Raw genomic sequence first — 12,755 nt, 5'->3', positions numbered from 1 at the left:
ATCAACTATAATAATTCACAATTTATTGTATCTTCAATAAATAAACCAATACATCATGCAATTAGCTGCACAAATTATGATTGGCCTGGTCGCCGCCATTCACCTTTATATTTTATGGTTAGAAATGTTCGCCTGGACAACCAAAGCTCCAAAAGTTTTTAAAACCATACCTGCAGACCTTTTTCTACCTACAAAAACATTGGCCGCAAACCAGGGCTTGTACAATGGTTTTCTGGCAGCCGGATTAATTTGGTCTTTATGCATTAATGATCAGCATTGGAAAATATATGTTGCCATATTTTTCTTAATCTGTGTAATCGTAGCTGGTATATATGGTGCAGCCACCGCCAGTAAGAAAATCCTTTATGTGCAATCTATCCCGGCATTAGTTGCATTAATTTTATTGCATCTGTAAGTTCCATTCTATTTGTTGGTGTCACACCAACAAACATGGTAAATTCCTGGCCGCTATCCTCACCCTGAACTGGTTTTAGGGTCTTATCTTGAAGGATGCTGAAACAAATCCGATAGCTATCGGATCAGAATGAAGAATATTCTTAAAGCTCCAACAACCTTTCCAAATGATGATAGCCAATCCCAAAATATGCTTTACTCGCTTTAATCTTTTGTAAAACTTCTGCTTTTCTTTCGCTTTCCGCTTTTAGCTTTAAGCTTTCTGCTTTCTTTACCCCAACAACAAGCACATTCTTCGGCGTATGTACATCAGAAATAAATTCAAATACTTTAGTTTTATAGCCAAAGTATTCCAAAATTAAAGCACGAATACCATCAGTAACCATTTCGGCCTGGCGTTCCAGAAAAATTCCATGTTTAGTTAAAAACGAAATATCATTTTTCACCTTATTCTTCTCTATTTCCCGTCTAATCTGTTTATGGCAGCAAGGCGCAACAACAATTAAATCAGCATTTGCTTTTATTCCTTTATAAATGGCATCATCCGTTGCAGTGTCACAGGCATGAAGCGCAATCAATAAATTTACATCCGTAGCATCGTAATCTTCAATCGTTCCCTGAACAAAACTTAATCCATCAAATGAAGATTTCTTTGCTACCTCATTACATAGATTAACCATGTCCTGGCGGTATTCTATACCAATCACCTCAGACTCCGATTTAAGAATGGAATGCAGATAATCATATAAAGCAAACGTTAAATAACCTTTACCCGATCCCATATCGGCTACTTTCTTAATTGTTCCATCTGGTAACTCCTTAATCAGCGCACTCAAAATTTCAATGTAATGGTTAATCTGACGGAATTTATCCTGCGCATTTTTATAGACCTTACCATCAGCATCGGTAATCTTTAATTCATTTAAGTAAAGTTTTAATTCAGGCTTAATCAATCGCTCTTTTGTTTGATCATGAACATCTGCCGGAACTTCTTTAATAGACGCATTTATTTCTCTGATTACAGTCTTTCCATTATTTAATTCTTCAAAAATCAAATCCTTTGCTGTTGTAAATAAGGTAGCTATTTTGAATCCATTTTGCAGGTATTCCGCTATTAAATTAATCGCTTCCGCTGAATTAAAATTTTTAACTATGTCTCTTGTTTTGTACCGGAAAGTAAAAGCCAATTTTTCCTCTCGCCTGATCACCACCTTACGAACCAGAATTTGCTTTAAAGCTTCTTCTTTTCCTTTGTAATTCCCTAAAGAAATTTTTGCAAAGTTTTTTACGTTTAAGCTAACTTCTAAAGCCGAAAGAAATTGGGCAATGTGTTCAGAAAATACCATCATTAAAATTTAAATTCAAAGATAAATCATTTTATCATGAGAATGAACGTCGCCCCATAATGTAACAATTGAGCGACTTACCAATTATCTTAAACCTCTGTTTATACTTTGAATATAGGTTTTTGATTAAAAGAATAAAGATGAGAGGTAATACGATTTAGGAATGCAAAAAAACAGATTATCTGTAATCATTCCAAAGAAGGTGATCACTTTTATTTCAAAGAAATTAGTTTTAGATTAGATATTAATTAGTTAATTTCTATCCATATTACATGAGTGACTTTCAGATAAAAAAATCGCCTACCGTTTATGATGCCATTATTGTTGGATCTGGTGCTGGTGGCGGTATGGCGGCCTATGTTTTAGCTAACGCGGGTCAAAAGGTTTTAATGCTTGAGGCTGGTCAATATTTCGATCCCCGAATAGATGCACATCAATTAAAATGGCCTTGGGAATCTCCCCGTCGTGGTGCATCTACTACAAGACCTTTCGGAGATTTTGATGCCTCATACGGTGGCTGGGAGTTGGAAGGTGAACCTTATACCACCAAAGATAAAACTGAATTTGAATGGTTCAGATCCAGAATGCTGGGCGGACGTACCAATCACTGGGGAAGAATATCACTTCGGATGGGTCCACTTGATTTTCAGGCAAAAGATGGCTTAACTGATGACTGGCCAATTACTTACGATGATGTGAAACCTTTCTATGATAAAGTTGATCGTTTAATCGGGATTTATGGCACCAAAGAAGGATTGCCTAATGAGCCTGATGGAATCTTCATGAAACCACCAAAACCCCGATTGACTGAGCTTTTCATCAAAAAAGGAGCAGATAAAGCAGGTGTTAAGGTTATCCCTGGCCGTGGTTCTGTTTTAACAGAACCATTACCAAATAATAGCGATAGGGCACCCTGCTTTTATTGTGGCCAATGTGGTAGAAGCTGTAAAGTATATGGCGACTTTTCTTCTTCATCGTGTTTGGTGATTCCTGCAGTTAAAACCGGAAACCTAACCGTAATTACTGATGCAATGGTTCGTGAGGTGATTACAGATAAAGATGGGTCTGCCAAAGGAGTTTCCTATGTAAACCGGAAAGATCTACAGGAATATCAGGTAAATGGAAAAATGGTAATTTTAGGTGCCAGCGCATGTGAATCTGCCCGTATTTTATTGAATTCTAAATCATCCGCACATCCTAATGGTTTAGCCAATAGTAGTGGTATAGTGGGTAAATACCTCCATGATTCTACAGGCGTAAGCGTTTCAGGATTTTTGCCTCAGTTAATGGATAGAAAACGTTATAATGAAGATGGCTTAGGAAGTGTGCATATTTATTCTCCATGGTGGCTAGACAATAAGAAACTTAACTTCCCTAGAGGTTACCACATTGAATATTGGGGCGGAATGGGAATGCCTGCCTACGGGTTCGGGGGCGGTGTTGCAGAAATGAATGGCATGGTCCCCGGCAGAGACGGCAAAATGAAGGATGCTGGTGGCTACGGGAAATCTTTGAAAGATGATTATCGCCGTTTCTATGGTACAACTGTTGGTATGGCGGGGAGAGGAACAGCCATAGCGAGAGCAGATAATTATTGTGAAATTGATCCAAATGCGGTCGACAAGTTTGGTATTCCAGTATTGAGATTTCACTACAAATGGGCCAAGGAAGAAATTTTACAGGCCAAACACATGCAGGATACCTTCCTCACTATGATGAAAGAAATGGGCGGCGTAGTGACTTCTAAAATTCAGGGACCAGAAACCAATTATGGATTACTTCCACCAGGAAAAATTATCCATGAGGTAGGTACTATTAGAATGGGCGATGATCCTAAAAATTCTGCACTAAACAAATATTGTCAGGCTCATGACTGCAAGAACTTATTTGTAGTAGATGCAGGTTCATTTGTACAGCAAGGTGATAAAAACGCTACCTGGACAATTCTTGCATTATCTATGCGCACCGCCGAATATATTTTAGCTCAAAAGAAAAAACAAAACATTTAAGAATTACCATATGAATAGACGTGATTCCATAAAAGCATTAGGCTTAACAGCCATTAGTACTTCTGTAATATTAGATGCCTGCAAACAACCTGAAAGCAAAACTGCTGATATCGCGGTTCCAAAAGAAGAAAGTGGTAAAGAGGCTGGACGAGAACAATGGGAGATTGACCGTGATAAAAGATTAAAAGCTGAAACATATTTTACCAAACATGAAATGGCTACAATAACTGTTTTAGCAGACATCATCATTCCTAAAGATAATGTATCAGGCAGTGCATCTGATGCTAAAGTACCTGAGTTTATAGAATTTATTGTTAAAGATATTCCAGAACATAAAATCCCTATGCGTGGCGGATTGAAATGGCTTGATGTTTACTGCTTTAACAAGTTCAGTAAGTCTTTTATTGATGCATCTGCTGATCAACAGATATCTATAATTGATGAAATCGCCTACCCTAAAAAGGCAAAGCCAGAAGTACAGGCCGGAGTTACATTTTTTAATAGGATGAGAAGTTTAACGGCATCTGGTTTTTATACAACTGAAATTGGTGTAAAAGATATTGGTTATGCGGGGAATACACCCAATCAATGGACCGGTGTGCCAGATGATGTGTTAAAGCAATATGGCATGCAGAATGTGAAAATATAATAAAAAAAATCGTCATTGCGAGGTGGCTTTTCAGCCAATGAAGCAATCTTACTTGAAGAAGAGGTTGCTTTGTTGTTCCTCCTCTCAATGACGAATACTTACTTACGAACTACTCCAAAATCAATATCAAACCTTTCCCTTTTTTAACAAGAACAGATTTTCCATCAGGATAAGTTCCAGCCACCTGAAACTGATCAATATTTGGAGCTGAGATTTTTGCCTTATCAGCATTTAAGCCTAATTTATTCCAATCAATAGTTAAATTAACCTGTACATCATCCTCTGCCCAACTTGCCAAAGCGATCATTGTCTTACCTTGCTTCTTGTAAACAGTTGCCAACACTTTCGGGTGATCAGTTTTCACAGGACAGTTTTCGCTCCAGTAACCAATCATCTCAGATCCTTTTATCCCGAAATTATCCCAGGCTTTCCAAAGTGGTTTTGGATCACTCTTATCCGACCAGCCGAGTCGGCTCGTCATGCCATAAATCATTCCCCTCCAGGGGTTCCCATCATCCTGCAGCATCTCTCCCATTAAACCAAATGGAATTCCACTTACTTCTGTTAAAAAGAACTCTGGATTATTTTCTTGATAATCAAAATATTCACCAAACCATAAACGATTGAGATAAGGAAAATGCTCCAGATATAATATAGCACTATTATTAAACCCATCATTCTTATTATATTGGTTAGCAGAATGAAGATCAATAATTCCAGGGTGATTATTTTGTGTTAATACACGTTTAATACGCTTCATTGTAATGCGGTCAAAAGCTACATCATCAAGATATACACCATCAATACCCACATTATTCACAAGCCAATTCATCCCTTCAACGTAATAATTATGCCAACGGTTCATCCCACTGTTGATAATTGCTGCATCTTTTATCTCAGGCACAAACCAGGCAGCAATATAATTAGAATCTAAGTGCTCCTGTAACCAGCTAAAACCACCACCCTTACCTGGAGAATAAACTTCAGTACCTAAACTTCTTAAAGCCGGCCATTCATAGGCATGGTTCGAAAGTTCACGAACAGTATTATAAATTTTTACTTTTAATCCTTTTGAATGTGCGTTATCGATATAACTCTTCATCTTTTTCCATTCGATAAATGGATAGTTGATCCAGGGATTAATTGGCGTAGCATGGTGAATATTAACTACAGTTGCACCTGTTGATTTAATAGAATCTAAATCTCCATACTTATGATAAAAACGATTATCCCATTGAAAATCGGTATCTATTAAGTGAAAGGGAGTAATTAACAAGTTAAAATTGTAATAAAGCACATCTCCCTTCTTCATTGTTCTCGCTCCTGTAAAGTTATCAGCAAGCATAGAGCTACCTTTAACGTTGATCTGAATACCTCCCCTATTATCATTGCCCCATGATTTTGGTAATAGTAAAGGTTTCTGCAAATAGAAATTGGTATTTAATGGGCGAACATAGTTCTCATCTCTTAAGTTGTAGTACAAGCCTGCATTTACATTCCCAATCCAAACGGCATCTTGATTTTTATGGGCTACATCCCACTTCCATTTTACCGTATCTGGTCTTACCCCGCCTTTCTCACCCAAGCCCATCAGATATTTAGTAGAACCCTTATCAAATGGGATGTGAAAATCGACATTACTAAACTCCACATCATTTAAGACAGTAAGCTTTACTACATAGTGAACGTATCCGTCAAATTCCAAATTACCTTCAACATCCATTTGGAGATTAGCCGAAGTATTGGATGCAGCCCATTTTACTATTCCAGCTTCTCTACTGGTGATTTGAAAATTGCTTGCAGTAAATTTTTCCTGAGTTTTAGGTGTATTATAAAAGTGAAAGTGAATTGGCTCGTATAAAATATTATTGGGCTTTTCTGTATAGGCCGTCATTTCAGAATTGAAGAACGTTTGAATTTGCTTTGGAAAACCATCTGCATTAATTTCGAACTTTCTACCTAAAAGCGAGATTACATTACCATCAACCGTTAGCGATGTATAAGGAGCAACAACCGTATTTGATTGTGCCAATGTAGAATTTAGCCAGGTTAAACGGGTCTGTTTATTTGGCTTTCCTACACCAGCATCAGCTAAAACTTCACTACCAATAGTAATTTTAACATCAATTATTTTGGATTTCCCATTGGCCTTGACCCTAAATTTTCCGGCATAAATACCAGCAGTTGTATTTTTAGGGATATTTACAGTAATCCACATCGGTTGTATTTTACCTGATGCTACGTTTATCGTTTCAACCAAAGGTTTGTTATCATAACTTGTTCCATTGGTATTTAAACAGTTGATGTATTTCGAAGAAATTACTTTTCCGTTGCTTGATTTTAAATCGCCGAAGCCAACCTCAACATTTTTTAAATCTTTCAAAGCATATACACCTAATTGAAAAGCGTAGTTCTCGCCTTTACTTGCTGTACCTATAAAGGAATTTGAAGACCCTTGTTGTATCCAGCGGTAAGGCAGATCATTTTGCATCTTAATAGGATACATTCTATCTTCAGGAAAAACAATAAAGTCATCAGATGGATATTTAGCTTTTATAGCCGATGTTTCCTTACTGGTAGCAATTACTTCCATTGGATAGAAAGAGTTAAAAGCGTCGATAGATTGGAGCGCTAGAACCGAGGTATTTACCCCTACCTGTTTTGCTCTCGTTAACCAACTTTGATCAGCCTGTTTAGGTTTTATATAAACACCTTTTGGATAATTACTTCTACCTTCGTTTTTATAAGCAAGGTAGTATACATAATATTTACCAGCACCTGAAGTTTCAAAATAAACATCGGCACTTTCTCTGGTTAGCTTATCCGTAACTACAAGCGGAACAGTTTTTCCATTGGCATCCTGAATGATGATCCCTTTTAATTCAGGATGTTCATCCCTCCTGCGCCAATTGATTTTTGCATGCGCAATTTTTCCCTCACCTGTAAATTGAAGCATAACCCGATGGTTACCCAATGAATCAGGATTCCAGGCATTATTGCCATTGGTATATTTTATAATTTGTGCATTAAGAGATAGCTGCCCGAATAAACAGAGCAATAAAAAAAGACTAAATTTCATTATTAGTTTGTTTTAGGCTAATTTATAAATACCTCCTTGAAATAATGCTATGTAATAAAAAAATGAGAGAAACGTTCGGTTGGTTTGGTTTATTGGTTCAATAGTCAATGGTCAATGGTTCATTAGTTGAGAGCATGTTGCCTATGGAGTTCATTCCATAGATTCATAGTGGTGTCCGATGTTATATCTGACACAAAAACTTAATCCTTCCTAATTCCATGCTATTAACCTCAATTCAATTATTAATATTCCTTTAAAAGTATTCTGCAGACATTTTCCGCTCATAGCCGTCACCCTGACCTGTAGCGAAGCGAAAAGCTACGGAGTAAATTTATTTTAGGGTCTATCTAGCAGGAAAGACGCAGAACACGAAGTAGCTATTAGACCTATGAAACAATGAAAATTACCAATAAAATAAATTCAGCAAGACGATCGCGATAGTTTCACAGGCTAAAAATCGGTCAGTAAAGATAAATATTAACCGAATTGAGGTTAATAATATTAAAGCAACTGTCAGATGGTAACATCTGACAGCACAAAACAGAATAACAAGAAAACAAAAAAGTCCTGATCTTTCGAACAGGACTTTCTAAACTTTTAAAGTTGAATATATTATTCCCCTTTTGGTTCTTTAGTAGCAGGCGCTTCTTCAGTAGTAGTTTCTGGAGCAACTTCAGCAGTTTCAGCTTTCGCTTCTTCTGCTTTTGGAGCAGCAGTAGCTTTACTTCTACCACGACGAGTTGTTTTCTTCTCTTCTTTAGCTTCTACATCTTTGCCATAAACGTCATTATAATCTACCAATTCAATTAAAGCCATTTCAGCATTATCACCTAAACGGTTATTTAATTTAATGATACGAGTATAACCACCTGGACGGTTTGCAACTTTCTCAGCAATTTCGCGGAATAAAATAGTTACTACTTCTTTATCTTGTAAGTAAGCAAATACTGTACGACGTGAGTGAGTAGTATCATTTTTTGATTTAGTGATAATTGGCTCAACATATACGCGTAAAGCTTTTGCTTTTGCTAAAGTTGTGGTAATTCTTTTGTGCAAAATTAGTGATGAAGCCATATTAGCCAACATCGCTTTTCTGTGTGAGGTAGTTCTACCTAAGTGATTGTGTTTTTTACCGTGTCTCATTTCGAGTGTTATAAAGTATATACCGTCTCTTTGCAATTAAGCTGAGGGAATTATATACTATGAAAAAATATTATTTATAGGTAAGTTTCGGACTCAAGGCTTTTGACTCCGACTTATAACTATTTTTATTCTTCGTCTAATTTAAATTTAGACAGGTTCATACCGAATGATAAACCTTTTGATTTTACAAGTTCCTGAATCTCAGTTAAAGATTTTTTACCAAAGTTTCTGAATTTTAACATATCAGCAACATCGTAAGAAACTAAATCAGCTAAAGTACGAATATCAGCAGCTTTTAAGCAGTTTAATGCTCTAACCGAAAGATCCATATCTACTAATTCAGTTTTAAGGATTTTACGCATATGTAAAATTTCCTCATCAACTTCTTTAGTTTCTTCTTTAGCCTGAGATTCTAATACTAAGTTCTCATCAGAGAATAACATAAAGTGTTGGATAAGAATCTTAGCCGCTTCTTTTAATGCTTCTTCTGGATGAATAGAACCATCAGTAGAGATATCTAAAACCAATTTCTCATAATCCGTTTTTTGCTCAACACGAAAGTTTTCGATCGTGTATTTTACATTTTTCATTGGAGTATAAATTGAATCGATCGCAATAACACCTACAACAGCATCAGCAACTTTATTTTCTTCAGCAGGTACATAACCACGTCCTTTATTGATGGTTAATTCCACTTCCAAAGTAACAGATTTATCCATGTTGCAAATTACATGCTCAGGGTTTAAAACTGTAAAGTTGTTAGAGAATTTAGTGATATCGCCAGCTTTAAACTGATCTTGACCATTAACGATGATGAAAACTTTTTCAGAATCACCTGAATCGCCAGTTTTCTTAAAACGAACTTGTTTTAAGTTTAAGATGATATCAGTTAAATCTTCTACAACACCTTTCATGGTAGAAAACTCATGAGAAACTCCTGAAAAACGAATAGTAGTAATAGCATAACCTTCTAATGAAGAAAGTAATATTCTTCTTAAGGCATTACCAATTGTTACACCGAAACCGGGCTCTAAAGGACGAAATTCAAATGTGCCATCGAAATCGGTTGATTTCTGCATGATCACTTTGTCTGGTTTCTGAAATGCTAAAATTGCCATTTATATTTTTTTAAATTCGTTATTGAATATATAGTAACAAGAAAAAAGTTAATTACCCTTTCGAGGTAATTAACTATCCTATTTATTACTTTGAGTATAACTCGATGATTAAGTTTTCCTTAATGTTTTCAGGAATCTCATCACGTTGTGGATAGGTTAAGAACTTACCGGTTAATTCACTGGCGTTCCACTCTAACCAAGCGAACTTATTAATTGTTCTCCCTGCAACTGAGTTACTAATTGATTCTAAAGATTTCGATTTTTCACGAACAGCAACCACATCACCAGCTTTTAACTGATATGAAGGGATATTTACAACTTCACCATTCACAGTAACGTGTTTATGGCTAACTAACTGGCGTGCACCAGAACGGGTTGTTGAAATACCTAAACGGTAAACTGTATTATCTAAACGTGCTTCTAATAACTGAAGTAAGTTATCACCGGTAATACCCGCACGGGAAGATGCTTTTTTAAACAAGTTACTGAACTGTTTTTCTAATACACCATAAGTATATTTTACTTTTTGTTTCTCCATTAACTGGATAGCATATTCAGATTGTTTTCCTCTTCTTTTTGATGAGCCATGTTGCCCAGGAGGATAATTTTTTCTGTCTAACACCTTATCAGGACCGAAGATTGGTTCTCTGAATTTACGGGCGATTTTTGATTTTGGGCCTGTATATCTTGCCATTTTTTTTCTGTTTTAAAGTATCATTCGGCCTTTAACCGAAGATTCTTAGCTTTAAAATTAATTAAACTCTTCTCTTTTTAGGAGGACGACATCCGTTGTGAGGAAGTGGAGTGATATCTTTAATAGACATTACTTCGATACCTGCTACTTGCAAAGTTCTGATTGCAGATTCACGACCTGAACCCGGACCTTTTACAAACACTTCAACTTTACGTAAACCTAAATCAAACGCAACTTTACCGCAATCTGATGCTGCTTGACCAGCTGCATACGGTGTGTTCTTTTTAGAACCTTTAAAGCCCATTTTACCAGCAGAAGACCATGAAATGGTTTGTCCGCTATTGTTTGTTAAGGTAACGATGATGTTATTGAAGGTAGCATTGATATGCGCCTGTCCAACAGACTCAATTACAACGATACGTTTTTTTGTTACTTTTTTACTCTTAGCCATTTTTTATTTTAGATTTTAGATATGAGACTTGAGATATGAGAATTTCTCTACCCCGATACTCAGTATCCTACTTTTTCTCTTTTGTTCCAGATTTGAGCAGATTTTAAAGACATGGTTTTCACATCTGTAATCTCACCTCTCCTATCTATCTATTACTTAGTAGCTTTTTTCTTGTTAGCAACTGTTTTTCTCTTACCCTTACGAGTACGTGAGTTGTTTTTAGTACGCTGACCACGAGATGGTAAACCTTTTCTGTGACGTAAACCGCGGTAACAACCAATATCCATTAAACGTTTGATGTTTAACTGAACCTCTGAACGTAAAGCACCTTCTACTTTAATTTCATCGTTAATCATTGTGCGGATTGCTGATAACTCATCATCAGACCAGTCTTGTACTTTTTTGTTTAAGTCGATGCCTGCAGTAGTTAAGATACGTTGTGCAGTAGTTCTTCCTATTCCGTAGATATAAGTTAAACCAATCTCTCCTCTTTTGTTTCTTGGTAAATCAATACCTGAAATCCTTGCCATATTTATTTATGTTTTAAGTAATTCCGAACGGCGGGCCACCGTTGTACGGATCATTACAATATTTTAAAATTACCCTTGACGTTGCTTGTATTTAGGATTTTTCTTGTTGATAACGTAAAGTTTACCTTTACGGCGAATAATCTTGCAATCAGCGCTACGTTTTTTAATTGATGATCTAACTTTCATTTTATTTATATCTATAAGTGATGCGTCCCTTTGTTAAATCATAAGGAGACATCTCTAATTTTACTTTGTCACCAGGAAGGATTTTGATGTAGTGCATCCTCATCTTACCTGAAATATGGGCAATAATCTCGTGTCCGTTTTCAAGTTCTACCCGGAACATTGCATTAGACAATGCTTCTCTGATTACTCCGTCTTGTTCAATTGAGGCTTGTTTAGCCATATTTTGTTGATTGTTACTTAATTAGCTGCTTCTAAACAGGGTTGCAAAATTAAATAAAAAATTTTAATTATTTATTTTTTTTGTTGTAAAACTTCTTCTATTATAGAAAAGGTTGATAAAACTTCTGCTTTGCCCCTTTTTATGGCTACTGTATGTTCAAAATGTGCCGATGGCTTATTGTCTTTACTGGTTACCGTCCACCCATCGTTATGAAATTTAACACCGGCAACGCCTGCATTAATCATCGGTTCAATTGCAATAACCATTCCTTCTTCAAGTTTTGGTCCTGCACCACGCTTTCCATAATTCGGAACTTCAGGTTTCTCATGAAGTTTTACGCCAACGCCATGTCCAACCAATTCCCTTACTACACCGAAACCATTAGCTTCCGCATATTGCTGAACGGCAAAGCCGATATCGCCAATACGCATCCCCACAACAGCCTTCTCAATACCCAATTCCAGACAACGTTTTGTAACCTCTACCAGTTTCTGCTTTTCAGCATCAATTTCTCCGATAGAGAAAGTATAAGCCGAATCACCGAAATAGTTGTTTTTGATTACGCCACAATCAACCGAAATTAAGTCTCCTTCTTCTATAACGTATTTACTTGGAAACCCATGAACAACTTGTTCATTTGGAGAAATACATAAAGAGTTCGGGAAACCATTGTAATTTAAGAAAGCCGGAATTGCACCATGATCGCTTATAAACTCATAAGCCAATTTATCCAGTTCAATAGTAGTCATACCCGCCTTTATTACCTTTGCTACTTCAGCTAAGGTTTTAGAAACAAGCATGGAACTTTCTCTTATTAACTCGATCTCCTCAAGAGACTTGTAATAAATTTTAGACATTTAATTCTAGTTTTGAATGATTGAATTTTGAATGAATGAATAGCTGTCTGAGTATTCAT

At 36.3% G+C, this 12,755-nt stretch carries 13 protein-coding genes; 3 read left to right on the top strand and 10 right to left on the bottom strand.

From position 1 onward, the window contains the following. The first annotated feature begins 55 nt into the window (after positions 1-55). A complete protein-coding gene (locus AN34_RS04460; RefSeq protein WP_029282730.1) occupies positions 56-415 on the top strand; it encodes a DUF1304 domain-containing protein in 360 nt (119 codons plus the stop codon). A gap of 142 nt (positions 416-557) precedes the next feature. Here the strand turns inward: AN34_RS04460 and AN34_RS04455 are convergent, their stop codons facing one another. Continuing rightward, positions 558-1,763 (bottom strand): SAM-dependent methyltransferase, encoded by a 1,206-nt coding sequence (locus tag AN34_RS04455; protein WP_231625482.1) that lies wholly within the window; start codon positions 1,761-1,763, stop codon positions 558-560. Positions 1,764-2,032: 269 nt separating this feature from the next. Between AN34_RS04455 and AN34_RS04450 the strand changes: the two genes are divergently transcribed. Further along, positions 2,033-3,769, top strand: coding sequence for a GMC oxidoreductase (locus tag AN34_RS04450; protein ID WP_029282728.1), 1,737 nt, complete (start codon positions 2,033-2,035; stop codon positions 3,767-3,769). Positions 3,770-3,779: 10 nt separating this feature from the next. Next, positions 3,780-4,418, top strand: coding sequence for a gluconate 2-dehydrogenase subunit 3 family protein (locus tag AN34_RS04445; protein WP_029282727.1), 639 nt, complete (start codon positions 3,780-3,782; stop codon positions 4,416-4,418). A gap of 109 nt (positions 4,419-4,527) precedes the next feature. Here the strand turns inward: AN34_RS04445 and AN34_RS04440 are convergent, their stop codons facing one another. The 9 genes from AN34_RS04440 to map form a co-directional block, all read right to left on the bottom strand. Beyond that, complete coding sequence (locus AN34_RS04440) at positions 4,528-7,497, bottom strand: glycoside hydrolase domain-containing protein (RefSeq protein WP_029282725.1); 2,970 nt, start codon at positions 7,495-7,497, stop codon at positions 4,528-4,530. Positions 7,498-8,109: 612 nt separating this feature from the next. Continuing rightward, positions 8,110-8,640, bottom strand: a complete 531-nt coding sequence (rplQ, locus tag AN34_RS04435) for a 50S ribosomal protein L17 (RefSeq protein WP_029282722.1) — start codon at positions 8,638-8,640, stop codon at positions 8,110-8,112. Between the two features lie 125 nt (positions 8,641-8,765). Continuing rightward, entirely contained in the window at positions 8,766-9,758 is a 993-nt protein-coding gene (locus AN34_RS04430; protein ID WP_025145205.1) for a DNA-directed RNA polymerase subunit alpha, read from the bottom strand. An 85-nt stretch (positions 9,759-9,843) separates the two neighbouring features. Next, positions 9,844-10,452 (bottom strand): 30S ribosomal protein S4, encoded by a 609-nt coding sequence (gene rpsD, locus AN34_RS04425; RefSeq protein WP_029282720.1) that lies wholly within the window; start codon positions 10,450-10,452, stop codon positions 9,844-9,846. A gap of 61 nt (positions 10,453-10,513) precedes the next feature. Further along, a complete protein-coding gene (gene rpsK, locus AN34_RS04420) occupies positions 10,514-10,903 on the bottom strand; it encodes a 30S ribosomal protein S11 (RefSeq protein ID WP_029282718.1) in 390 nt (129 codons plus the stop codon). A 152-nt stretch (positions 10,904-11,055) separates the two neighbouring features. Beyond that, positions 11,056-11,433, bottom strand: a complete 378-nt coding sequence (gene rpsM, locus AN34_RS04415; protein WP_010599886.1) for a 30S ribosomal protein S13 — start codon at positions 11,431-11,433, stop codon at positions 11,056-11,058. A 69-nt stretch (positions 11,434-11,502) separates the two neighbouring features. Next, positions 11,503-11,619, bottom strand: coding sequence for a 50S ribosomal protein L36 (gene rpmJ / locus AN34_RS21385; RefSeq protein WP_010599887.1), 117 nt, complete (start codon positions 11,617-11,619; stop codon positions 11,503-11,505). Between the two features lies 1 nt (position 11,620). Continuing rightward, positions 11,621-11,839: a translation initiation factor IF-1 gene (infA, locus tag AN34_RS04410; RefSeq protein ID WP_010599888.1), complete on the bottom strand. Its 219-nt coding sequence runs from the start codon at positions 11,837-11,839 to the stop codon at positions 11,621-11,623. A gap of 71 nt (positions 11,840-11,910) precedes the next feature. After that, a complete protein-coding gene (gene map, locus AN34_RS04405) occupies positions 11,911-12,696 on the bottom strand; it encodes a type I methionyl aminopeptidase (protein ID WP_029282715.1) in 786 nt (261 codons plus the stop codon). Positions 12,697-12,755: the final 59 nt, after the last annotated feature.

Source organism: Pedobacter sp. R20-19, from assembly GCF_000708265.2.
Taxonomy (GTDB): Bacteria; Bacteroidota; Bacteroidia; order Sphingobacteriales; family Sphingobacteriaceae; genus Pedobacter.
Note: the sequence above shows the minus strand (reverse complement) of the source record. Positions and strands in the feature narration are given on the sequence as shown.

What these genes read in the sequence shown, in the direction of transcription:
- AN34_RS04455 (WP_231625482.1), bottom strand. Translation starts at nt 1,763, where the DNA reads ATGATGGTATTTTCTGAACACATTGCCCAATTTCTTTCGGCTTTAGAA.
- AN34_RS04460 (WP_029282730.1), top strand. Translation starts at nt 56, where the DNA reads ATGCAATTAGCTGCACAAATTATGATTGGCCTGGTCGCCGCCATTCAC.
- AN34_RS04450 (WP_029282728.1), top strand. Translation starts at nt 2,033, where the DNA reads ATGAGTGACTTTCAGATAAAAAAATCGCCTACCGTTTATGATGCCATT.
- AN34_RS04440 (WP_029282725.1), bottom strand. Translation starts at nt 7,497, where the DNA reads ATGAAATTTAGTCTTTTTTTATTGCTCTGTTTATTCGGGCAGCTATCT.
- rplQ (WP_029282722.1), bottom strand. Translation starts at nt 8,640, where the DNA reads ATGAGACACGGTAAAAAACACAATCACTTAGGTAGAACTACCTCACAC.
- infA (WP_010599888.1), bottom strand. Translation starts at nt 11,839, where the DNA reads ATGGCTAAACAAGCCTCAATTGAACAAGACGGAGTAATCAGAGAAGCA.
- rpsK (WP_029282718.1), bottom strand. Translation starts at nt 10,903, where the DNA reads ATGGCTAAGAGTAAAAAAGTAACAAAAAAACGTATCGTTGTAATTGAG.
- rpmJ (WP_010599887.1), bottom strand. Translation starts at nt 11,619, where the DNA reads ATGAAAGTTAGATCATCAATTAAAAAACGTAGCGCTGATTGCAAGATT.
- rpsM (WP_010599886.1), bottom strand. Translation starts at nt 11,433, where the DNA reads ATGGCAAGGATTTCAGGTATTGATTTACCAAGAAACAAAAGAGGAGAG.
- AN34_RS04445 (WP_029282727.1), top strand. Translation starts at nt 3,780, where the DNA reads ATGAATAGACGTGATTCCATAAAAGCATTAGGCTTAACAGCCATTAGT.
- rpsD (WP_029282720.1), bottom strand. Translation starts at nt 10,452, where the DNA reads ATGGCAAGATATACAGGCCCAAAATCAAAAATCGCCCGTAAATTCAGA.
- map (WP_029282715.1), bottom strand. Translation starts at nt 12,696, where the DNA reads ATGTCTAAAATTTATTACAAGTCTCTTGAGGAGATCGAGTTAATAAGA.
- AN34_RS04430 (WP_025145205.1), bottom strand. Translation starts at nt 9,758, where the DNA reads ATGGCAATTTTAGCATTTCAGAAACCAGACAAAGTGATCATGCAGAAA.